Raw genomic sequence first — 22,341 nt, 5'->3', positions numbered from 1 at the left:
GTAATCATGTTATCAATCATCCGGACGGTCGACAGCGAAACATAACGGGACAACTCCGACTTGATTTTAGACAGTTGATCGTGGGTGGACTTCACTCTCAAGTTGGTCTTGATTCTCGAAATCAGTTCAAACGTTTGGAAGGGCTTGCGGATATAATCATCTCCACCCGAATCGAGGCCTTCGACGGCATTCTGTTGATCCAGTTCACTGGCGGTGATGAAGATAATTGGAATATAGGGCAGCTCTTTTTTTTCTCGAATGCGGCGGCAGGTTTCAAACCCGTTCATTTCAGGCATCATGACGTCCAGAAGGATAAGGTCCGGAACCGATTTGTCGATGATTTTCAATGCATCGGCACCGCTTGCCGCTCCAATGACATGATACCCACGGGGTTCCAGCAATGCCTTCAAAAGTTCGATGTTTACGGGCATGTCATCCACTACCAGGATGTTGACCGATCCAGACCTGTCTTCCATTCGACTCTCCTCAGCATGAAGGCGGCTGTCCCCATATTCAAAACGTAAAAGGTATCGTTCGATTTCTTCATAATCTTAATGACAGAGGTCGGTTCGTTATTTCTAACTTTTTTACTTCAGGATCTCCTTGATCAGAACCGGAAGCGCCCGGGTATTGATGGGTTTGGCAATATAATGATCAAAACCGGCTTCCATGATGCGCTCCTTGTCTCCTAACATGGCGAAGGAGGTCACGGCGATCATCTTGATTTCTTTCGTATCCGGGTCGCCCCGGATGATTTTTCCGGCAGTGAAGCCGTCCATGACGGGCATCTGGAGGTCCATGAGGATCAGATCAGGCCTGTATTTCTTCGCCATTTCGATGCCCGCCTGACCATTTTCCGCCTCCATAATCTCATACCCATGAAACTCCAGGACGTCCTTTACAAGCAAGCGGTTTTGAGGATTATCCTCTACTATTAAGATGCGTCGCCCCATATAAGCCTCCCTCATTCTTCGATTTTATCTTTTTTCCCTTATGATACCGGCAGGGTGAAATAAAACCGGCTCCCTTTGCCATATTCACTCTCTACCCGGATGCTGCCGTGATGGAGTTCCACGAGGCGCTTCGTCAGGGCCAGCCCCAGGCCGGTACCCTCGTGTTCCTTTGTTAAAACAGACTGGTGAAGCTGGGTGAACTCGCCGAAGAGCCTGGGCAGGTCCTCCTCCTTTATGCCTATGCCCGTGTCCTCTATGCATACTTCGAGCATGCGCTGCTCTTCGCTCCCATTTTCGACCGCCGCCATGCGCACCCGCAACGTTACCCTTCCCCCGTCGGGCGTGAACTTGACGGCGTTGGAGAGAAGATTGAAGACGATCTGCTTGATTTTTCGCTCATCGACATCGACATGGATATCGGCCTCGGGCTCGACCTCAACGCTCAATGCGATGCCATGTTTCATGGCCTTTTCCTTCAGCATGACGACGGATGAATCCAGGACCGCACGGATGGGAAAACGGCTGACCTCGAATTCCATTTTCCCCGCCTCGACTTTGGACAGATCAAGGATGTCATTGATCAGGCTGAGCAAGTGCTTTCCCGAGGTGTAAATATGACGGACATAGGTTTTTTGCCGGTCATTGAGGTCGCCATAGAGTCCATCCTCCAAAACCTCCGAAAAGCCGATAATGGCATTGAGAGGGGTTCGCAGTTCGTGGCTCATATTGGCCAGAAAGTCGCTCTTGGAGCGGTTGGCCGTCTCTGCGTCGCGTGTTCGTTCTGCCAATTCTCTTTGCAGTTTCATTTTTTCAGTGATGTCTTCGATAGCCAGGAGAATCATCTGAGAATGGATTTCTTTTTGAGTGATCCGGCGGGCATTAAGCAGCATTATCCTGCGCCCGATGTTTGGAAAGTTATGGTCAATTTCATAGTCATCGAACTTGCTATCTTTGGAAAGAATCTCTTCCAGTAACGTCCGAAGCCTGGGAATATTCCATTGTCGGTTCCCGAGGTCATAGATAAGATTACCTATAGTTTCCTCCGGTGTTACCTTGAAGTAACCATGGAAACTACGGTTGGCGGAGAGAACTCTCAAGTCTGAATCCAGCACCAAGAGGGGTTCGCGTACTGTATCTATGATATCTTCATTGGCCCTTGTTGACGCCTCCGCCCGCAGTATGGCCGCATCAAGCTGCCCGGTCCTCTCCCCGACAAGGCCTTCCAAGTTTGCTATGAGATGTTCATTTTCCGCAAGCGCCTTCTTGAGAGCCACCTCGCGCTCCTGGAGGGAATCCGCCATCTGGTCGAACGCAGAGGACAGTTCGCCGATCTCGCCCCCGTGCTTGACCAGGCCCGTCCTAACGTCCAGATCGCCCTCCGCCACACGCCGCGTGGCCATTAATAATCTCTTGATGGGGTTTTCTATGTACCGATTTACCAGCCACCATGCCCCGGAAAAGGCGAGCAGTGCGATGACACCGAGCACTGAAAACTGGGTGATCATCATGCGCCGCACCTCTGCGAAGGCGACTTCCGCAGGTATCCCGACGGAGACATAGATTTCGCCTCCCGCCTGCCCAAGTTTTGTGAAACCATAGAGACGATCTTTTCCATCAACACCCCGTGCTTCTACAGTGCCTACCTTCAGGGACAGCGCTTTCCGGACGATCTCCGCCTCGGGCATGACCTTGCCCACAAAATCGCCTGCGGGATGGCGCATAAGGACAGAGCCCTTTTGGTCAAAAACGCTGACCTCAGACCCTGCCGGCAGTCTTATCTTTTCCGGAGATATGTCGAGGGCATCCAATTTAACGGCTGTAAGCAGAATGGCCTTGAGGTTGCCTGCATCATCCAATATGGGCGCTTCTATGGGAAGTACCGGTGTGCCTGTCCAAGGTCCAACGGTATATTCTCCGACGGCGAAGGACCGGTTTTTCAATATTTTCTGGAACAAGGGTCGCCCCGCGATATTTACCTTCTTCATCGTGGGAAGGCTGGTAATATATGAATCTCCATTGAGAAGGATGATATTGATGACCGAATATAATTTGCTGTTATCCCTTTGGAGATCGGCCAGAATTTTTTTAGAGGCTGTTCGGTCCAGTTGCCGGACAGACGGCAGATAGGAAATGGTAGTAAGGAGAGTTCTGGTATGGTTGATGATCTCTGCGTGTGTAACGGAGATTTTGTTTGCCTCATCCAGCGCCGCTCTGAAGGCGTCGTCTCGGGCGCGGCGCTGGGCTTCCAGGCTGCTATAAAGTGAGTAGGCAAACATGGGAAGCAGGATAATGACGATCAATAAAATCAACTTGAACCGCAGGCTGGCAAAATTAAACCGTTTCATGTGACCGCCTCCGCATGATTGGTATGCTCTTCATATATCTCGTCAAACCGCCGGTGATTGTCTTTGAAGGCTTCCAGTACGAGGGGATCAAAGTGTCCCGGCAGGGTGCGGCCGTCTCCCTCGGCGATGATGCGCAAAGTTTGCTCATGAGTGAAGGGGGGCTTGTAGGGCCGTCTGCTGCGCAGGGCGTCGTAGATGTCCACGATACCGAACATCCTTCCTTCCATTAGGATTTCCTCCTGCCTCAACCCTGCCGGATAGCCCGTGCCGTCCCAGCGTTCATGGTGATGGCTGGCGAAGCGCACCGCCGATTTCATGATGAGAGAACTGCCTCCGGCAAGGATACTCGCACCAATGGTGGTGTGGGTTTTCATAATACCAAACTCCTCCAGGGTCAGGGGGGCAGGTTTCAAAAGGATCTGGTCGGGGATGCCGATCTTGCCGATGTCATGCATGGGACTGGCATAAAAGAATGTGTCCACATCCTCATCGGAACAGCCGCTTTCCCTCGCCAGAAGGCGGGTGTAATGGCTCGTGCGCTTGATGTGGGAGGCCGTATCGTCATCTCTGTATTCTGCCGCTCTGGTGAGACGGTAAATGCTGTCGATGAAGGACTCCCGGAGATCCTGCGTCTTCTCCGCCACCTGGACGGTGAGAATCTTGTTGTGCTCTTTCAGAAAATCCTCGAATTCCTTGATACGTAACAGGTTATGCGTGCGGACGAGGAGTTCGATGCTGTCGATGGGTTTGCTCAGGAAATCGTTGGCCCCCGCTTCCAGCCCTTGCAGCCGGGATTGCTTATCCGCCAGGACGGTGACCATGACCACAGGGATGTGATTCATGGCGGGATTATCCTTGACGATCCTGCACACCTCGAAGCCGTTCATTCCGGGCATCATCACATCGAGCAGGACGAGATCAACCGCCTGGACGTTCATCATTTCCAAGGCCTCCGCACCCCCTTGCGCCTTCAGGATGATGTAATCCTTTTGCTGCAGAATCGCCTCCAGAAGATCGAGGTTAACGGGATCGTCGTCAACGCATAGAATCCTTTTTCTCAGGTTCTCCATAGTTGCCTCCATAAATCAGGTCGCGCGCCTTTTGTTCATTTCTCATGCCTATCCTTGACGGGGATGGTAAAGATAACCTTGGTTCCCTTGCCATAGTCGCTCTCCACCCGGATAGCGCCGCCATGAACCTCAATGAGTTTTCTGGCCAGGACCAGCCCCATCCCCACCCCTGCAAACTCCTTGGTCAGGGGCGCCTCTAACTGTTCAAAAGGCCGGAAGAGCCGGGGCAGGTCCTCCTCCCTGATGCCGATGCCCGTGTCCTCTACCGTGACTTCCATAAAGTCGTCCTTACCGGATTCTTCCGAACCTTTTCGATAGCGGACACTGAGGGTTATCTGCCCCCCATCCCTGGAAAACTTCACGGCGTTGGAGAGGAGGTTATGGAACATCTGGATAACTTTGCCCCGGTCCGCCCGGATCATCCTGTCCGCTTCCTTTTCAATGTCGGGGGTGAGGGTGAGATGATGAACTTCTGCGGCCTTCCGGAAAACGGACAACGCCGAAACGACGATATCCTTCAGGCGGAAGTCTTCCCAATCCATATCGGGATTACTGACATCCATACGCACAAAGCTGACAATGTTCTTCAGAGTGTCATGGAGTTGCTCGCCGGAGTTTAAAATATTCTCCAAATACCTCTGTTGCTTTTCATTGAGGTTTCCAAAATTCCTCGTTAAAAGGACCTGGGAAAAACCGATGATGCTGTTGAGGGGCGTGGTGAGCTCGTGACTGATATTCGCCAGGAACTCTGCCTTGGCCCGGTTGGCCTCTTCTTCGAGGGCCTTCGCCTCGGTGAGTTCCTGCAAACGGTCTTGAAGCTCCTCATTGAGCGCTCTTATCTTTTCTTCCGTCTGCTTGCGCTCGGTGATGTCGCGGAAAGTTCCCTGCATTATAGGCCGGCCATGCACGTGTGCAAAAGTGCCAGTGATGCTCACCCACCTCTGCTCACCGTTAGGCCTGAGGATCCATGTAACGAAAGGTTCCTGGTTATCGGAGTCTTTAAACTTGCGGAACGCCGCCATGGTCCGGTCCTGTTCCTCTGGCGGATACAGAGAGGAGAAGGGCTGGTCCAATATCTCTTCACGCCGCCGGCCCAAGAGCCGTTCAGCCGCGCGGTTCCATTCCGTCAGCATGCCGGTGGTCGGGTCGGCCCATAAGATCGCGTCGAGGTTCTTCTCGAAGAGCGTGCGGAAACACTGTTCACTCCAACGCAGCGCCTCCTCGACCTGCTTGCGCCCGGTGATCTCTTGGCGGAGCTGTTCATTTGCCGTCTGGAGTTCGGCTGTCCGCTGTCGCACCAGTTCCGCAAGGTGGTCACTATGCTGCTTCAATTCTTCTTCAAGCTGCTTGCGGTTGGTGTTGTCATATAGGATTGACCGGCTCATCAGATAATTCCCGTCAATGTCTGCAACGGCGGTCGCACTCAGAAGAACCGGCAGGAGGGTGCCATCTTTACGGATCAGTTCATACTCCAAATCCTGAACCCATCCACGTTCCTCGAAAATAGCGAAATTTTCCTGAAAGTCTTCTGAACTTTTTGAAGTAAGAAGAACGGACAAATTCATTTTCCCGATCACTTCATTACGAGAATACCCGAGCCAGTTTAGTTCCGTATCGTTTATGCGAATGATCAGGCCATCTTTGTCCAACGAGTGGTAACCACAGGGTGAATTATCGTATAGGTCATAAATCTCCCTTTCCGATTTTAGCAGCGACTCCTCCAAATGCTTGCTCTCAGATATCGATTGCTCAAGCTCTGCAATTCTCTGTCTCAGAGAAGCCAGTTCCTGAATTAATCCCTGCTGAATCTTTGCTTTGTTACTCAAAACGATACTCCTTCTCTCTGCATAGGCGCAGGCAGGCAGCGACCACTTCCCAATCGCACAATTATAACAAGTCCGATTTGACCTATAATCGCCATTACTACTTCCCCCCCTGCCTGACATGAAAACACTATCGCATTACCAGGTCGAGAATTTCCCTTTCCGGACCATTGCGCCAACCGGGAGTTGAAACTGAGCACTTACATCAAAGCAAATTTTATAAAAAACCCGGCCTTTCAGAAAACCATAGAACGGTTCACTGACGCCGGGCGCTATAGGTATACTTCTGGTAGTATTGTTTATTAAGATAAAAGAGTGAGTGAGTGAGCGAGCGCAAACACCGGGCCATCGTTAAACCCTCCATCGCAAAACCGGGCCTTTTTTTAGCGTTTGTCAGGAGATAACACGAGACGTTCCTTGCAATAAATGTATTGCTGAAATTGATTTTTCAATATTTTGAAGAAAAATCTGGCTCTTGTCAAGCAAATATATAAAGAAATCATCATTATTACGAGCATCGGATAGTGTTTCCTCTTGCAGGTCCAAAGAAGGAACTGACAATAACGAGTACCTTCTGGCCTTCTCCTGCAAGCGCAGGCATTTAGCTTCGCTGATTCTTCGAATTCTGCCCATCCTGTCATCAGAAACGGGTGGTCGAATTCGGAGAGTTGCTGTGATGCGATGTACTCAAGAAAGTTCCCCACCGACATTTTGTCGCTCGTGCCCTTTAGGGTATCAGCCTCCCGAAGATCCTCCGCAGGTATTTTCTCTATGAGAGAAACATGAAACCTCTAAAGCACTGCTTATAAATGGTAATCCTCACCTCAAAGGCAAATTGAAAGGGTGAGTGGCGCAGGGGAACTACCCCCCTGCGCTCTCTCAAATCCGGACGTGAACCTCTCGGCTCATCCGGCTCCCATTATCCAGCCGTTGGTCTTATACCAAACTGCCAATGCGTGAATAACTGGGGTTGCCTTTTGGCTATTCTCCCCAACCAATATACCGCCCTGGTTAGATGGCTTTTCAACCTTTTAAATTTCCTCCTTGCCCATCTGACCAGTATATTGTTCAGATGTTGCAAGGTTGGATTCAGCGCAGATTTATAAAAGTTTCCGTAGTAGTTTATCCACCCTCTTATGATAGGGTTGACTACCTTCGCCAAATCTTCCAAGGAGTTATCACTTCTCAGATGCAGTTGCCATCGCCGACTCTTTTGTCTCATCTCTTTCCCTGCCTTGTTGCTTACGCCAGGGGAAAAGCTGACGAAGTATCTCCCTTTTCGATCCTTCGATTTCCTAGGCCGGAAAGTGAAGCCCAGAAAATCAAAGCTTATCGATGGGTATTCTTCTCTGCGGTTAGAATCCTTGCAGTAGACAATCCGAGTCTTTTCAGAGTGAAGCTCTAACTTACATTCCCCGAATCTGACTTCCAGTGCCTTCCTTAGTGCAATCGCTACTGGTTTCGTCCGGCAATGCACGATTCCATCATCAGCATAGCGGCAAAATGGAAGCTCCGGATAGTTCCGCTTCATCCAGACATCAAACACATAATGCAGAAAGAGATTGGATAGCACCGGGCTTATTACACCACCCTGCGGCGTTCCTTTCGTCCTCCCCAGCAGTGTGCCGTCTGCTTTCTGAAACGGAGCCTTCAACCATCTTTCGATGTAAAGAAGTATCCATTTGCTGCCCGTATGTTTTCTTACCGCCCGCATCAGAAGTTCATGGTCAATATTATCAAACAGACCTTTTATGTCAAATTCAAGCACCCAGTTGTATTGCCAGCATCGCTGCCTTGTTACACCTACTGCCTGAATCGCCGATTTACCTGGCCTGTACCCGTATGAGTCTTCGTGAAAGTGTGGCTCTACTGCTGGCTCAAAGTTCAACTTTGTCACCATTTGCGCCACTCTGTCAGACACCGAAGGAATACCGAGCATTCTTTCCCCGCCTGTCTTCTTCGGTATCGCTACCGTCCTGACCGGCGGAGGAAAATAACTTCCCGATGACATACGATTCCAGATTCTGTAGAGATTATTCTTCAGGTTCCTCTCAAAATCCGCTATTGACTCATGGTCTACACCTGCCGCTCCCTGGTTCGCTTTTACATGTTTCCACGCCTCTACGACAACCTCCTTGGAAATCTCAAACGACTTTGCCTTCTTCACAGGTTCCTCCCACCAACTGGTTGACCTCTGAATCCGACTGAATAATCCATCCCCTTCGCTCCAGACGCATTACCATCCTTCATCGCTACTACGGGGTGGTCCGTCCCTGTGCTCCGCATCGGTACTCTCATTCTTGTGGGTCCTCCACTTGAATTTCTTCCTTAACATCGGAACGACAGGTTCCCACGTTGCACATGAAAGCCTGAATCAAGTTCACGCCGCCTCCATACCGGATGTCGCCCAGCCTGTAAGCAGGTATCATCTGAGCTTGTCCCGAGACTACGTAACCTCTCGGTTTTGACATCGCCTTAAACTTTTCGACACGTGATCAGCGGTTCACTGGTATTCGTCTCCTTGATCCGCACCTGACAAGATCTTGCCTTGCCTTTTCCTTAACGCTCACCACAATGGCTCTTTACCACTGCAGCTTAAGGTGGTTTGAAGCCAGTTCCTGCAAACCGACTCCGAGGGACCTACCCTCATCTTCCATGCACCTTCGTGGCGCACTTACGTATAGATACTTGTACTGGCGGAAATGTTCGTGCCTATTTCCGGTCCAGTTCCTTCCTGATCGCAAGACCTATCTTCTCCAGAATGTAGGGTTTCCGGACAAAAGCCCCGGCACCCATTTCCTGGGCCTTCCTTACCCGGTCGCTCTCAGAAAATCCGCTGACAACTACTGCCTTTTGCCCAGGGTTGATTTCAAGTATTCTCCGGTAGGTCTCCATCCCATCAATCCCGGGGTCCATGATCATATCCAGGATCACCAGGTCCGCTTTTCCGTTTTTGAGGTACTCAATCGCCTTCTCCCCACTGGAAACAGCCTCGACCTGATACCCAAGCCTCCCCAGCATACTCATGGCGACCTCTCTCTGCGCCTCCACATCGTCTACGATCAGGATCGATTCACCTCTGCCCATGTAGGCTTTGGTTGATATGGCCTCTTGGACCTTGGCAAGATCTTCCCTGGTAGCAGGGAAATAGAGGGTAAAGGTACTCCCCTTGCCCTCCTCACTCTGAACGTCGATGTATCCATTGTGATCTTTCACGGTCCCCCAGACAACGGCTAACCCCAGACCCGTACCACTTCTCCCCATGACCTTCTTCGTATAGAAGGGCTCGAAGATCTTACTGATATCATTGGCGGAGATACCACTGCCGGTGTCGGATACTGTCAGGACTACATAGTCCCCTTCCTGCATATCGTCATACCCGCGGAGGGGGTAGTCCAGATATCTGTTCTCTGTTCTTATCGTCACTTCTCCCTGATCGGCGATAGCCTCTACGGCGTTGGAGATGAGGTTCATGATCGTTTTTCCCAGATGGACAGGGGATCCCTTGATATTCAAGAGCCCATCTGCTAGCTCCGTCCAGATTTTCACGTCCGGGTGGTAGGACTTCTGTTTTTCAAACTCCGGTGTCCTGAGATAGTTGAAAACAACTCGATTAAGATCGACCACTTCCGAAACAGTCACCCCTCTTCTGGCTAAAGTTAAAAGATCCTGTATAATCGCTGCCCCCCTCAGGCTGGACTGGAGGATGTTGTCGGCATATCTTTTCAGGGGACTCTCTACTGGTAGCTTTTCTGCAAGCAGCTCCGAGTACCCGACCATTACCCCAAGGACGTTATTGAGGTCATGGGCCACGCCGCCAGCCAGTCTTCCGAGGCCCTCCATCTTCTCCGAGCGGTTTAAACGCTCCTCCAACCTTCTGCGCTCACTGTTGTCACGGATACACTCTATGGCAGCAATAATTTCGCCCTTGGAATTACGCAACACAGATGCCGTTGCAGAAAGATGTATATCACCAGGTGGCAGGTTAGGGGTGAAGGATTCACCGAAGAGTACGTCACCTACCCTCTGAATAGCCGTGTATTGTTTTTCCATTTCCCTATCCGGATGAAGGGCAAGATCGATGAGAATGGGTCTTCTATCACCATAGAAGGGTAGAGAATATTCGTAGTTGCCCTTGCCGAGCATACTTTTCTTCTTGATGCCGGTCATGATTTCGATGGCCCGGTTCCAGGCAATGACTTTGCCATCTTTGTCGATAACCAGAGTGGCGTCTGGCAGAAACTCAATGATGTCAGAGAGCCTCTGCTGGGATTCCCGAAATTTCTCTTCAGCCTTTTTTTGATCGGTTACATCGCGGACATTAACCACAAAACCGGCAATAGCCGAATTATGCATGAGATTTTTGCCGACACCTTCCATAATGAGTTCGGTACCATCTTTATGTCTGATACGGAAACTGTTGGGAATAGCAACATCATTTGTAAGCAGAGCCAGGCTAAAATCATCAATGGCTCTTGGAAGATCGTCAGGTATAAACAGATTGAAAGTGCTCGTTCCGATCAACTCGTCCGGACTGAAGCCGACTATTCGTTCAACGGAGGAACTCACATAGGTGATTATTCCCTGTTCATCCACAGTAAAGAGGACGTCTGATGCATTTTCGGTGATTGTCCGGAAATACTCCTCGCTCTCCCGCAGGGCTTTCTCTGCCTGCTTACGTTCTGATTCCGATTGTTCGAGTTCCTGGATTCTCTGCCTTAAAAAGGAATTCTCTTCGAGCAGTTCTTGATTTGTTCTGGATGGATCTTTCACATGATGCCCCTTTGTAATGACTAACAGTGCCGGCTAAAAAGAAAGACTGGTAGTTTTGGTTACGAGACTTGTTAACGGATGCGAACGTTACTGGATACCCATTGAGATGTCAAATGGAATATAGTTCGTCAGATACTGCTTGCCATTCGAAATCATGTATTCTGATCGAGATTAACGTTTGTGTAGTACATAAAGGAAGTTGTTCACTTTTTCCTTGGATGAAAAAATAAACAGTATGGAATTGAATGTTTCCAATATTATTCAATAAACTGACATGATGCTTGCTACTGAAGATTTGTATTTGCTATATAGTTATCTTGTCTTCGATGTTGTTTAATTCTTTGCGGAAGGAGTTATACATCAGCGCCTAATTGAGTGATTGCTGTATCAACTTCCCCTCTCGAGGATTTCTGAAACCGCCTCACGGCAGTCTAATACTTGAATCGAATCATCACGGATTCATGAGCTTGAATCCTGAGGCCGGCTCCAGGAGACGGACACCAGTGCTGTCCAGAAGCTCAAAAAGGATGATTTCCATCACATGCCAGACGCTAACACCCTGGCGAACGCATCCGGTTGTTGTCGCTGTCTTTCTGCCGCAGGCCACGTGCATGTGCAGGATTGGATTGCCATTGTCGTCGGGAAAGACAGTCCCCACACCTGATACTTCATTAACGTTCTCTAAGATGTGTATCATGGGTACAATCGGGGATGTTCGACCCTCCTCGGGACCTACTGTCAGTGTGCTTCCTTCGTCCGCACAACCGATGACAATCAAAGCGGCAGCATTTATAGACTGCTGTCGTGCAAAATTCTCGATAACCTCATGAATGATGTCTCCATCCTCGAGCCTGATAACAAAGATGCGACCTTGTTTTGCCTGGGAATACTTCATAGAATATATTCTCTACAACTTCCATTCCAACTCAACCTTGCTAAGCACACTGGTAAAAATCAGTTTCATGATTTTACTTTTGGTATTGCCGGTTTTCACCCCGCTCTCTGCAGCGGGAGGAAATTTGATACTGTAAAACGTTCCGTAATATTGATTCACATAGGGGTAGAATACAGTAATGACAGGGGTAATTTTATCGATTTTTCTGATCTCAACCGGATTTATTCTCTTCCCCTTTTCGTCTAAAAGAAAAACAGTCCATATCGAACGTGCCTTGCTGAAATCATTTGATTCTTTTTCCGGGGTATAAGCATAAAAGAGAAATTCCGTGAAATCAGAAGAGAGATTGATCTGGGCATCCTCCCTCATCTTCCTTTCTTCATCGGGCAACTGGTATATTCTCGTATATTCTTTGAAATACGCTTGGTTAAATGCCGTCCCTTTATAAGTGGCTTTAATAGTAACCCTGGTCTCGAACTCGGAATAGACCGTCTGAGATCTTGTCCATGTGTCTAATGTATCAAGATATTCTTTTGATAGCCCCTTCTCCTTTACGATGTCGATATAGCTCGCAACGTGACTGCACCCGGTATACATGACGACAACCATCAACATAACGAAAAGCCGGCATGTGTTCATCATTTCTCTCCAAACACCTTACGACTCCGTTAAAAATTCCATATGCTGCGTTCCGATTCATCCTTCGTCATTGCAGCGTACTTATTAGGTACGCCTCATTCCTCAGGATTCGCGCGCCTTGCCTCTGGAACTTTTTACGAAGCCGTCCATTTCAGCCCAGTTTATGACTCTTTATGAGATTAACCAAACACCCTGTTAAAAATTAATCCTATATGTCCCAAAAAATTCTCGATTCTGAAAACTGTATTAATGTCTTCTGTGTTCAGATAGGACATCACTTCATCATCTTCCAAAAGCAACCGCTTAAAATCACTGTCCTCCTGCCATGATTTCATGGCATTTTCCTGAACGACAGCATAGGCATTTTCCCTGGACATCCCTTTATCAATAAGCTTCAACAGCACCATTTGTGAAAAAATGACCCCTCTGGTCATATTGAGATTGGCAAGCATCCTGTCGGGATAAACGACGAGTTTGTCTATCAGGCCGGCAAATCTGTTCAACATGAAATCAAGGAGAATCGTGGCGTCTGGAGCGATAACCCTCTCAACGGAGGAGTGGCTTATATCCCTCTCATGCCAGAGCGCTATGTCTTCCAGGGAAGCCAGGGCATATGATCTCATCAACCGTGCAAGCCCGGAGAGGTTTTCCGACAGAACAGGATTTCGTTTATGGGGCATCGCCGATGACCCTTTCTGTCCGGGTGTAAAGTACTCTTCTGCCTCTCTGACCTCCGTTCTTTGAAGTAATCTGATCTCCTGAGAAAATTTATCGAGAGAAGATGCAATGATAGCCAAAGTGGTAAAAAATTCGGCGTGCCTGTCTCTCTGGACTATCTGGGATGATACCGGTGCAGGCTTAAGACCCATTTTGTGACAGACATATTCTTCAACGGAGGGATCGATGAAGGAGAAAGTCCCAACAGCCCCGGATATCTTGCCATAGCTGATGGTCTCTTTTGCCCGGATCATACGCGTCAGATTTCTCTCCATTTCCTGGTACCAGAGCGCCATTTTCAGACCGAATGTTATCGGCTCAGCGTGAATTCCATGAGACCTCCCTATCATCAAGGTATCTCTATGCTCTGCTGCCTTATTTCTCAGTACTAAGAGAAGCTGGTTTACATCATCGATGAGAATATCAGATGCTTCTTTAAGAAGAACAGCAAGTGATGTGTCCAGAATATCCGATGATGTAAGGCCCATGTGAATAAATCTACCATCTTCCCCTACCCTTTCCGTTACCGAGGTCAAAAAAGCAATAACATCGTGTTTAGTCGTCTTTTCTATCTCTTCAATTCTCGCTACATCAAATGCAGCCTTTTCTTTTATATTCTTAAGAGAATATTCAGGAATTTTGCCCATTTGCGCCATGGCTTCACATGCTAAGATTTCAATATCCAGCCATTTCTGATATCTGTTTTCAGGGCTCCATATGGCGCTCATTTTTTCTCTTGAATATCGAGGGATCACTTTATTCCTCCTGACATCTTTGTTCCATGTTTATATTAATTTCATTGCGTCGAAATATAGAACAAATCTCGAGAAAAAGAAATCAAAAAAACTATCCAAATTAAAGTATATATCGTATAATAAATATGTTTTAAACCAATATGACGGTTTCGTAAAAAAAATCAGGTTCCGTCTCAAATTGTCATTCCTGCGAATGCGTGAATCCAGTAATATATAATAGTTATGGACTCCCGCCTCCGCGGGAGTGACATGGCTAAGGGAAATATCTTTTTTAAAGAGGAACTATTTTCATGATCATCGAGGACAATTCAAAATGGAAAGAAAAGGTGGTTTTGCCTGATGAAGTGTTGATGAAAATCAAACCGGGCATGAGCATTTTCCTTGGGACAGGAGTAGCCGAACCGAGAACTCTTGTAAAACATCTGACATCATCCAATCTTTCAAACCTTACCGATCTCGAGCTGGTTCAGATTGTCAGCCTCGGAGAAGCGATAGCCTTCAGCAGCACAACAACCGCCCAGAAATACAGGTTGAAAACCTTTTTTGGCGGTTGGGCCGCGAGTAAAGCGATCATGTCAGGCTCCGTGGATATGATCCCGTGCCGCTTTTCACGAATACCGAAACTCTTTCAATCCGGGGCTATCCGTGTCGATGTAGCTTTTGTTCAAATCACACCGCCTGATGAAAGAGGCTATTCCAGTTTGGGTGTCTCGGTGGACGTAGCAAAACATGCCATTGATCGAGCATCAATCGTCGTGGGCGAAATTAATGATAAGGTTCCCCGTACCCAGGGGAACACATTCGTTCATGTAAATGATTTCGACTTCATGATCTATGCAACCGAACCGCCTATTTATTTTCCTCGATGGCCTTATGACGACGTCATTGATAAAGTTGCTGCCAATGTAGCCTCAGTGATTGAAGACGGAAGTTGTATCTCATTTTATTCCGGCGCACTGTTTGAGGCCCTGGGAAAACACCTCTCTCACAAACGCGATCTTGGCGTCCACACCTTTTTCTTCACCGATCCTCTCATGGATCTTGTTGAATGCGGTGCAGTGACTAACAAAAAAAAGGGGCATTTTCATGATAAATCCCTCACCGCCTATGCTCAGGGGACGCCGGAGCTTATGAAATGGCTGCATCGCAACCCGCTTATTGAATTTCAAAGCATCGATGTTGTTTCCGATCATATGCGGATCAGCTTGAATAACAAGATGATTGCCATTCTTCCTGCAAGAAAAGTTGACCTTACGGGAGGCATTGCCCTTCCCATTGGTAAAGGTAATGTAACGCCGGGACCGGGCCAAGCCCAGGAGTTCTTCGCAGGCGCGGAACACTCGCGTGGCGGAAGGACAATCTTCGCCCTTCCAAGCCGGAATCTGCAGGGAGAGTCTAACATCCTCCTTTCTGCAGATGATTTCCCGAACCAGTTCACAAATCGTGAATCCTTAGATCTGATTATCACGGAGTACGGCATTGCATCCATGTTCGGCAGAACAGTACGTGAACGAGCACAGGCATTGATCGAAATTTCTCATCCCGACGACCGAGCCGAGCTTGTCCGGAAGGCCATAGCGGCGAATATACTCTACCCTGATCAGATCTATTTAGAAGAATCGGGACAGCTCTATCCGGACAGGATTGCCTGCACCCACATTTTCAAGGATGGACTGAGCGTCCACTTCCGTGCAATAAAGCCTTCAGATGAAGAGGAAATGCGCAGGTTATTCTATAGATTTTCCGATAAAGCGGTTTTTTACCGCTATTTCACTCCCATAAAAGTCATGCCCCATGTCAAAATGCAGGAATATGTCAATGTGGATTACAGACGCCGTATGTCCATAGTCGGTCTTATCAGGGAAGGAGGAATTGAGCGCCTCATTGCAGAGGGACGTTATGTTCTCCTCCAGGATCGTCCCTTTGCCGACACCGCCTTCGTCGTTGACGAAAAATATCAGGGAAGAGGCATTGCGAAGTTCATCCTCGACATGCTTATTACTTCTGCACGCGAACAGAGCATTAAAGGCTTTACCGCTGACGTCCTTGCCGACAACAAGGCCATGATGAAAGTCTATGAAAAATTGGGCTATCCAATCCAGGCTATCGTTGAATCTGGAGTTTACCATCTTACAATCCCGTTTTCTGAGCACCCTGAATCAGTAACCGATTTGACTACAAAAAAAATAATTGATAACGAGCGAATAAGAAACTCCAAATAGTATGATTATGGGAGTGAAGGAATCCTTTTTTGTGAAAATTAATAATGATGCTCGTATTAAAGAAACGATGCTTGAATTAATCACACTTAAATGTTAGTAGATGCAACTTATCAAAGTCCTCAGCTTAAAAAGGGGTTTTTTAGAAATCAAGATAGTGGTATAGGGCGCGTTTTCGAATACGTTCCCCGTCAATCAGGAGAAACAATATGAAAAACATTATAAAATTGGCAATAAGCCTCCTTCTTTTGTTTGCAGTATCCGGTTCGCTTGAGGCAAAGGGAGAAAAAACGGTCGCTGTCCTTCCTTTTACCGTCCATAGTGCTGAAAATATCGACTATGTAAGACAAGGTATATGGGATATGCTGTCTTCCCGAATAACCGTCATTGAAAAGATTGAGGTTCTCAGTAAGGAAATTGTCATTCAGGCCATGAAAGAAAAGGAGGGGAAAGATCTTGCCCTCGCAGACGTTTACAGCCTTGGGAAAAAGATGAATGTCGATTTTGTTGTGTTCGGAAGCATTACTAAGATTGGCAACAGTATGAGCATTGATGGGAAGCTTATCGACATAGCCGCAAATAAATCAACAGTAACTATCTTTACTCAGACTCAGGGCATGGATGAGGTTATACTAAAGATTAATGACTTTGCCCGTAACATCGACAATCATATTCTTGGTATGGTGCCCTCAACGTTTACATCAGCGTCTGCGCCTCCACAAGCCGCAGCATCACAACAGCAGACCCCGCAAAATGTCCGTGAATCAGAAATGATTGCGGGAATGAAAACAAGCAAAAGAGGAACCTTTACCTCTATCATTAATCCTGACTTCATAAATGCCGCAAGGCCCCTCGATAGAAAAGGTTTCTGGATGAGCCAGAAATTCCCCATCGAGTTTACGGGTATGGATATTGGAGATGTGACGGGTGATGGTTTAAATAAGGTTGTCATTATCGATAGTCATAATGTCATGGTATATCAAAAAAAAGATAGTGATTTTAATCTTATTTACAAAATACCGGGAAGATCTCATGAGAAATATATAGCCGTAGATGTGGCCGATATCAATAAAAACGGCATTAAAGAAATCATCGTTACCAGCTTAGTAAGAAACACCGTCGAATCCTTTGTCCTCGAATACAAGGATGGGAAATTTGTCAAGATTGCTTCAAAGCTGCCCTGGTTTTTGCGGATTATCGATACTGCTTCAGGGCCGCTGCTGTTAGGTCAACGGCGTGGCTTTGACAAACCTTTTAGTAACCCTATCTATGAGATAGTTTGGGAAGATGGACAATACAAAGCGGGCAAGAAAATGAAAATCCCTGAAGGGCTCTCTGTCTATGGTCTCACCATAGACAATTTGGGAACCTCTGGAGGTGAAAAAATCATAGCTCTCGATGACTATGATTACCTTAACCTATACGAACAAACAGACAAACCGCTCGCAAGGCTCCAGACATTTGGAGGAAATGATGAACGTATCTGGAAGAGTGATGATGTTTATGGGGGAAGCAACACCGCTGTCGAAAATACCGATCTTAAAATAGATGCGGAAGATAAATATACCTATATTAATTTAAGAATTTTAACATTCGATACCAACAAAGATGGCAAAAAAGAAGTCATTATCGTGAAAAATTTATCTTCGACTGCAAGACTTTTCAAAAATATAAAACTTTTCACATCTAGCGAGGTGTACAATCTCGAATGGGATGGTCTTGGTCTTGTCGAAAACTGGAAAACGAGAAAGATCAACGGATATGTAGCTGATTATCAATTTAAGGACATCGATAACGATGGGCAAAATGAGATTGTACTTGCCCTCATTTTGTCTACGGGCGCATCCGTTTCAGATAAAAGCGTCATTGTCTCTTATAAGATGATCCCTCAACAGAATCCTTAACAGGGGTTGACAATTATGTTCGTTTTATATATTAATCCCAACAATGATTCTGCGTTAAACGAAAATGGATGATCTCTAAATATCTTTTACTTTAATTAAGCCGTGGCGGTGTAGCTCAGACGGTTAGAGCATACGGCTCATATCCGTAGTGTCCGTGGTTCGATTCCACGCACCGCCACCATTTGAAACTCTTTAAAAGCCTGGTATTCACCCAGGCTTTTGTGTATCCACACTAAAAGCGTCTCAAAGTGGGTCTGAAACTTTATATTAAAATCAGAATCTCCATGCATAATCGATCAATTGCACATGCAGGATAAATTTATTCCCAAACCCTGGGCCGAAAATCCTCACTTGCAGACGATTTTGGGCAGCTTAAAAATGCGATACCGGGGTAGACATCCTATGGTTGACCTCGCAAGAGAAATGATAATTGATGCAGAAGATGGCGTCCGTCTTCTCGGATATTACTCCACACAACCTTTAAAAAATGGAAGAGGCCTCATCACATTGCTTCATGGATGGGAAGGGAGTTCTGATTCGACATACGTCGTGTCCACGGGAAAATATTTTTACGATAAAGGTTATGATATATTCCGTCTTAACCTGAGAGACCATGGTAACTCTCATCATCTCAATGAAGGTCTTTTTCATGGAGCTCTCATAGACGAGACATTTAATGCCGTTCGCACTATCTCTCGTTTATCCAATGACAAGCCATATTACGTCATTGGCTTTTCCCTCGGTGGAAATTATGCGCTTCGCATAGCACTCAAACACTCTGTATCAAAAATCCCAAATCTTAAGCATATCATCGCCATCAGTCCTGCCCTGGATCCCTATAAAGCCACGTTATCCATCGATGAAATTCTTCCCATCTATCGATATTACTTTCTTAATAAATGGAAAAGATCTTTAATAAAAAAGCAGTCGCTTTTCCCTGAAAAATATGATTTTTCTGATATCATGAAAATAAAAACGTGTATGGACCTTACAGAGGCTATCATGCCTTACTATCCGGAGTTTCGCAATTACAGGGAATACTTTAATCAATATACTTTACGGGACAATGTGTTTGACGATCTTTCCATACCTGTTACCATCATTGCCTCTGAAGATGACCCGATAGTGCCAATTCATGACGTTTATGGGTTAAAGGAAAACAGCTATCTGCGGCTTTCTCTTCAGACCTACGGAGGACATTGCGGATTCATCGATTTTTTCCCTTTCGAATGCTGGTATGAAAGGATAATTGAGCAAATATTTTCCCGGTTGGAAAAAACAGGATGAGTGCCATAGATACCGAATGTCTGTCGAACAAGGATCAGTTTCTCACATTAGTCGTAAAAAGTCTCGGTAGGTGTTCCATTGATTATACGGAAAAGATGCGTTTTGTTCAAACGACCCGTAAAACTGAGAATGTTCATTTTGCTGCAGGTGTTTTTCTGCTTTTATATTTCAAAAGCATTGAATCAATGCCGGGAAATAATAATAAAGGTGAATTCTTTTTCCAGCTCATTAAACGTTCCTCAAAAGTAACACAACCCGGTGACCTCAGTTGCCCCGGTGGTTTGTTACACAATTTTTTAGATCCCCTCCTAAGGCCTTTCATTACGAGCAGACTCATCTCACCTTTGCAGGGTGACGCGCTGAAATACGTTCAGATGAGGGAAATCGACACCTCCAGGATAATTACCCTTTTTCTGACCAATGCCCTGAGGGAAGCTTGGGAAGAAACTGGGCTGAGACCTTGGGAGATTCTTTTTTTAGGTCCCCTTCCCTCTTACTCACTCCATTTGTTTAGGCGGACGATCTTCCCCCTTGTAGGTTTTGTAAAAAGGGAATGGCATTTCCATCCCAATCAAGAGGTTGACACTATTGTAGAAATTCCCCTGATGAATTTTTTCGATGAAAGTAACTACGGGCTTTATCATATTGAGACTTCCAACCAGTTAAATACAAATAAACAGAATCCAAGAGAATTCCCCTGCCTTATCACCCGTGACAATCAGGGCAAAGAAGAGATCCTCTGGGGGGCTACCTTCACTATCATTGTAAACTTCCTGAAAATCGTCCTTAATTTCGAAATTCCTGATTTGCATAAAAAAAGAATCATAAAAAGAACCCTTGGGCCTGAATACTTAACAGGTCATCAAAAATAGCCTGAGGATTAATTTTTTTTATTGACAAGGCACAATCATGCAGTTACTTACGATGCATATCTGAAGTTTTCCTCTCTGTGGGTTGAGCTTCAAAAATGTTTATATAAGCGAGGTTATTTCCATAATTCTATGATTACGAAAAGAGCATCAGAAATTCCTCCTTTTATCGTCATGGACGTCCTTGAAAAAGCCCAGGAGATGCAAAGGAGAGGAGAAGATATCATTCATCTTGAAGTCGGTGAGCCGGATTTTGATACCCCGGAGTGCATCAGGGAAGCGTGTTGCCGAGCGATGCGAGATGGGAAAACCCATTATACAAACAGTCTCGGACTTCTCGAACTGAGAGAGGCAATCTGTGAACACTACTTTGATCAATATAATGTGACTATTTCACCGGATCAAGTTTTGGTTACTTCCGGTACCTCTCCCGCTATGTTGATTCTCTTCGCTGCAATACTCGAAAGGGGTGACGAGGTCATCATTTCAGACCCCCATTATGCCTGTTATCCCAACTTTATAAGATTCTATGAAGGAATCCCTGTTAGCGTAAACGTTTATGAAGATGAAGGTTTCCAATATACTTCAGAGGCAATAAAGGAGAAAATAACCAAGCGTACAAAAGGTATTATGATCAACTCACCCTCCAATCCGACAGGCAACCTTCTCAGTGCAGAAAGAATGGCAGAAATTGCATCTCTGGACGTACCCGTAATCTCCGATGAAATATACCACGGTCTTGTTTACGAAGATAAGGCACACAGTATTCTTGAGTTTACAGACAACGCCTTTGTATTCAATGGCTTTTCAAAAACATACGCAATGACAGGATGGCGGCTTGGATATTTAATCGCACCAAAATACACTATCAGGCCAATGCAGAAGTTGTTGCAGAACCTTTTCATATCTGCCAATTCATTCGTTCAATGGGGTGGTGTAACTGCCCTGCGGGAAGCGGGCGGTGAAGTAATCCGTATGAGAAACATTTATAATGAAAGGAGAATGTTTTTAATCAAACGACTTCGCGAAATAGGGCTAGGTATCAAAGTGGAGCCCACCGGTGCGTTTTACGTCCTCGGAAATATTAAGTCGTTTTCCAATGACTCATATAAAATGGCCTTTGAGATTCTCGAAAAGGCCAGGGTTGGTGTAACTCCGGGTATTGACTTTGGTAAAAACTGTGAAGGGTATTTGAGATTTTCATACGCTAATTCACTTGAAAACATCGAGGAAGGCATAAATCGTATTGAAAAATATCTAAAGGAAACGTACAAAGTTTGAAAGTTGGAATATCGATAAGAGCCATCGTTTTTGACTTCGACGGTACATTGGCAAAACTGAATATCAATTTCCCCCAGATGAGAAAGTCTGTTATTAGTCTCATCGAATCTTACCAGATCCCCCTGGACGGACTCAGTGATCTATTCGTTCTCGAGATGATCAATGCAGGGAAGACATTAATTTCCCGTAAACATCCTGGAAAAGAAACTTTCTTTTTTCAGCAAGCGAGTAACTTGATTGCACATATCGAAATCGAAGCGGCAAGCAAAGGGGAACTCATAGACGGTACACGAGATATGCTCATCGAGCTGAAAAAATGTAACATTAAAGCGGGAGTTGTAACCAGAAACTGTAAATCGGCAGTCATGCGGGTGTTCCCTGATATCCTCGAATATTGCGATACTGTCATAACAAGAGAACTCACCAACAACGTCAAACCCCACCCTGATCACCTCATGACAGCCTTACAATCACTTGATGCGGCGCCGGAATTCACATACATGGTCGGTGATCATCCTATGGATATCAAAATGGGGAAAGATGCAGGTACATTCACAGTAGGTGTCTTATCAGGATATTCAACAACAAGCGACCTGTTAAATGCGGGGGCAGATCTTATTGTTAACAAAGCAGCAGATATTATCGGCGTTCTGCTATAAGTATCTGTATTTTTGGTTCTTCTCCCATTTAGTTGCAAGAAAGGATTCAGCTGAAAGCTTTCAACTGACAGCTAATCCTGAAGATGCTATTAACTTTTTCGGAGATGAACATAAATCATGAGAAAAATTCTTGGTTTTATACTCTTCCGGCA

Annotated in this window: 18 protein-coding genes and 1 tRNA gene; 7 read left to right on the top strand and 12 right to left on the bottom strand. The window is 46.3% G+C overall.

What is annotated here, in order from left to right; translation table 11 throughout:
* The 12 genes from NTW12_05305 to purB all read right to left on the bottom strand — a co-directional run.
* The coding region (locus tag NTW12_05305; GenBank protein ID MCX5845762.1) for a response regulator at positions 1 to 476 on the bottom strand (476 nt) is incomplete at its 3' end.
* Between the two features lie 111 nt (positions 477 to 587).
* A complete protein-coding gene (locus NTW12_05300) occupies positions 588 to 953 on the bottom strand; it encodes a response regulator (GenBank protein MCX5845761.1) in 366 nt (121 codons plus the stop codon).
* A 38-nt stretch (positions 954 to 991) separates the two neighbouring features.
* Positions 992 to 3,298 carry an ATP-binding protein gene (locus tag NTW12_05295; GenBank protein ID MCX5845760.1) on the bottom strand — a complete coding sequence of 769 codons (2,307 nt, stop codon included), beginning with the start codon at positions 3,296 to 3,298 and terminating at the stop codon, positions 992 to 994.
* On the bottom strand, positions 3,295 to 4,368 hold the full coding sequence (locus NTW12_05290; protein ID MCX5845759.1) for a response regulator: 1,074 nt from the start codon (positions 4,366 to 4,368) through the stop codon (positions 3,295 to 3,297). Before NTW12_05290 ends, NTW12_05295 begins: the two co-directional genes overlap by 4 nt.
* Positions 4,369 to 4,403: 35 nt before the next feature.
* Positions 4,404 to 6,194, bottom strand: a complete 1,791-nt coding sequence (locus NTW12_05285) for a PAS domain S-box protein (GenBank protein MCX5845758.1) — start codon at positions 6,192 to 6,194, stop codon at positions 4,404 to 4,406.
* Between the two features lie 916 nt (positions 6,195 to 7,110).
* The gene (gene ltrA, locus NTW12_05280; GenBank protein ID MCX5845757.1) at positions 7,111 to 8,358 is read right to left on the bottom strand and encodes a group II intron reverse transcriptase/maturase; all 1,248 of its coding nucleotides are present in this window, start codon (positions 8,356 to 8,358) and stop codon (positions 7,111 to 7,113) included.
* Positions 8,355 to 8,489, bottom strand: coding sequence for a hypothetical protein (locus NTW12_05275; protein MCX5845756.1), 135 nt, complete (start codon positions 8,487 to 8,489; stop codon positions 8,355 to 8,357). Before NTW12_05275 ends, ltrA begins: the two co-directional genes overlap by 4 nt.
* The gene (locus tag NTW12_05270) at positions 8,486 to 8,662 is read right to left on the bottom strand and encodes a hypothetical protein (protein ID MCX5845755.1); all 177 of its coding nucleotides are present in this window, start codon (positions 8,660 to 8,662) and stop codon (positions 8,486 to 8,488) included. Before NTW12_05270 ends, NTW12_05275 begins: the two co-directional genes overlap by 4 nt.
* A 241-nt stretch (positions 8,663 to 8,903) precedes the next feature.
* A complete protein-coding gene (locus NTW12_05265; protein ID MCX5845754.1) occupies positions 8,904 to 10,964 on the bottom strand; it encodes a PAS domain S-box protein in 2,061 nt (686 codons plus the stop codon).
* 451 nt (positions 10,965 to 11,415) lie between these two features.
* Positions 11,416 to 11,859, bottom strand: a complete 444-nt coding sequence (locus NTW12_05260) for a DNA-binding protein (protein MCX5845753.1) — start codon at positions 11,857 to 11,859, stop codon at positions 11,416 to 11,418.
* 12 nt (positions 11,860 to 11,871) lie between these two features.
* A complete protein-coding gene (locus NTW12_05255) occupies positions 11,872 to 12,501 on the bottom strand; it encodes a hypothetical protein (protein MCX5845752.1) in 630 nt (209 codons plus the stop codon).
* 176 nt (positions 12,502 to 12,677) lie between these two features.
* Positions 12,678 to 13,970 carry an adenylosuccinate lyase gene (purB, locus tag NTW12_05250; GenBank protein ID MCX5845751.1) on the bottom strand — a complete coding sequence of 431 codons (1,293 nt, stop codon included), beginning with the start codon at positions 13,968 to 13,970 and terminating at the stop codon, positions 12,678 to 12,680.
* 290 nt (positions 13,971 to 14,260) lie between these two features.
* Here purB and NTW12_05245 point away from each other — a divergent pair, with 290 nt between their 5' ends.
* From NTW12_05245 to NTW12_05215, 7 genes are all read left to right on the top strand, one after another.
* Complete coding sequence (locus tag NTW12_05245; GenBank protein ID MCX5845750.1) at positions 14,261 to 16,192, top strand: GNAT family N-acetyltransferase; 1,932 nt, start codon at positions 14,261 to 14,263, stop codon at positions 16,190 to 16,192.
* A 206-nt stretch (positions 16,193 to 16,398) separates the two neighbouring features.
* The gene (locus tag NTW12_05240; protein ID MCX5845749.1) at positions 16,399 to 18,093 is read left to right on the top strand and encodes an FG-GAP-like repeat-containing protein; all 1,695 of its coding nucleotides are present in this window, start codon (positions 16,399 to 16,401) and stop codon (positions 18,091 to 18,093) included.
* Positions 18,094 to 18,197: 104 nt separating this feature from the next.
* Positions 18,198 to 18,274: transfer RNA gene (locus NTW12_05235), tRNA-Met, on the top strand.
* A gap of 221 nt (positions 18,275 to 18,495) precedes the next feature.
* Complete coding sequence (locus tag NTW12_05230) at positions 18,496 to 19,380, top strand: alpha/beta fold hydrolase (protein MCX5845748.1); 885 nt, start codon at positions 18,496 to 18,498, stop codon at positions 19,378 to 19,380.
* Positions 19,377 to 20,252 (top strand): hypothetical protein, encoded by an 876-nt coding sequence (locus tag NTW12_05225; GenBank protein ID MCX5845747.1) that lies wholly within the window; start codon positions 19,377 to 19,379, stop codon positions 20,250 to 20,252. Before NTW12_05230 ends, NTW12_05225 begins: the two co-directional genes overlap by 4 nt.
* 129 nt (positions 20,253 to 20,381) lie before the next feature.
* A complete protein-coding gene (locus tag NTW12_05220; GenBank protein MCX5845746.1) occupies positions 20,382 to 21,530 on the top strand; it encodes a pyridoxal phosphate-dependent aminotransferase in 1,149 nt (382 codons plus the stop codon).
* On the top strand, positions 21,527 to 22,189 hold the full coding sequence (locus tag NTW12_05215) for an HAD family hydrolase (protein ID MCX5845745.1): 663 nt from the start codon (positions 21,527 to 21,529) through the stop codon (positions 22,187 to 22,189). The genes NTW12_05220 and NTW12_05215 overlap by 4 nt, the downstream gene beginning before the upstream one ends.
* Positions 22,190 to 22,341: the final 152 nt, after the last annotated feature.

This window comes from Deltaproteobacteria bacterium (assembly GCA_026388545.1).
Lineage (GTDB): Bacteria > Desulfobacterota > Syntrophia > Syntrophales > UBA2185 > JAPLJS01.
This window is presented reverse-complemented; position numbering and strand designations above follow the sequence as displayed.

Bases quoted from the DNA above. Each gene is read 5' to 3' on its own strand.
- NTW12_05300 (MCX5845761.1), bottom strand. From the start codon at position 953: ATGGGGCGACGCATCTTAATAGTAGAGGATAATCCTCAAAACCGCTTG.
- NTW12_05295 (MCX5845760.1), bottom strand. From the start codon at position 3,298: ATGAAACGGTTTAATTTTGCCAGCCTGCGGTTCAAGTTGATTTTATTG.
- NTW12_05290 (MCX5845759.1), bottom strand. From the start codon at position 4,368: ATGGAGAACCTGAGAAAAAGGATTCTATGCGTTGACGACGATCCCGTT.
- NTW12_05275 (MCX5845756.1), bottom strand. From the start codon at position 8,489: ATGAGAGTACCGATGCGGAGCACAGGGACGGACCACCCCGTAGTAGCG.
- NTW12_05270 (MCX5845755.1), bottom strand. From the start codon at position 8,662: ATGTCAAAACCGAGAGGTTACGTAGTCTCGGGACAAGCTCAGATGATA.
- NTW12_05260 (MCX5845753.1), bottom strand. From the start codon at position 11,859: ATGAAGTATTCCCAGGCAAAACAAGGTCGCATCTTTGTTATCAGGCTC.
- NTW12_05255 (MCX5845752.1), bottom strand. From the start codon at position 12,501: ATGATGAACACATGCCGGCTTTTCGTTATGTTGATGGTTGTCGTCATG.
- NTW12_05245 (MCX5845750.1), top strand. From the start codon at position 14,261: ATGATCATCGAGGACAATTCAAAATGGAAAGAAAAGGTGGTTTTGCCT.
- NTW12_05240 (MCX5845749.1), top strand. From the start codon at position 16,399: ATGAAAAACATTATAAAATTGGCAATAAGCCTCCTTCTTTTGTTTGCA.
- NTW12_05230 (MCX5845748.1), top strand. From the start codon at position 18,496: ATGGTTGACCTCGCAAGAGAAATGATAATTGATGCAGAAGATGGCGTC.
- NTW12_05225 (MCX5845747.1), top strand. From the start codon at position 19,377: ATGAGTGCCATAGATACCGAATGTCTGTCGAACAAGGATCAGTTTCTC.
- NTW12_05220 (MCX5845746.1), top strand. From the start codon at position 20,382: ATGATTACGAAAAGAGCATCAGAAATTCCTCCTTTTATCGTCATGGAC.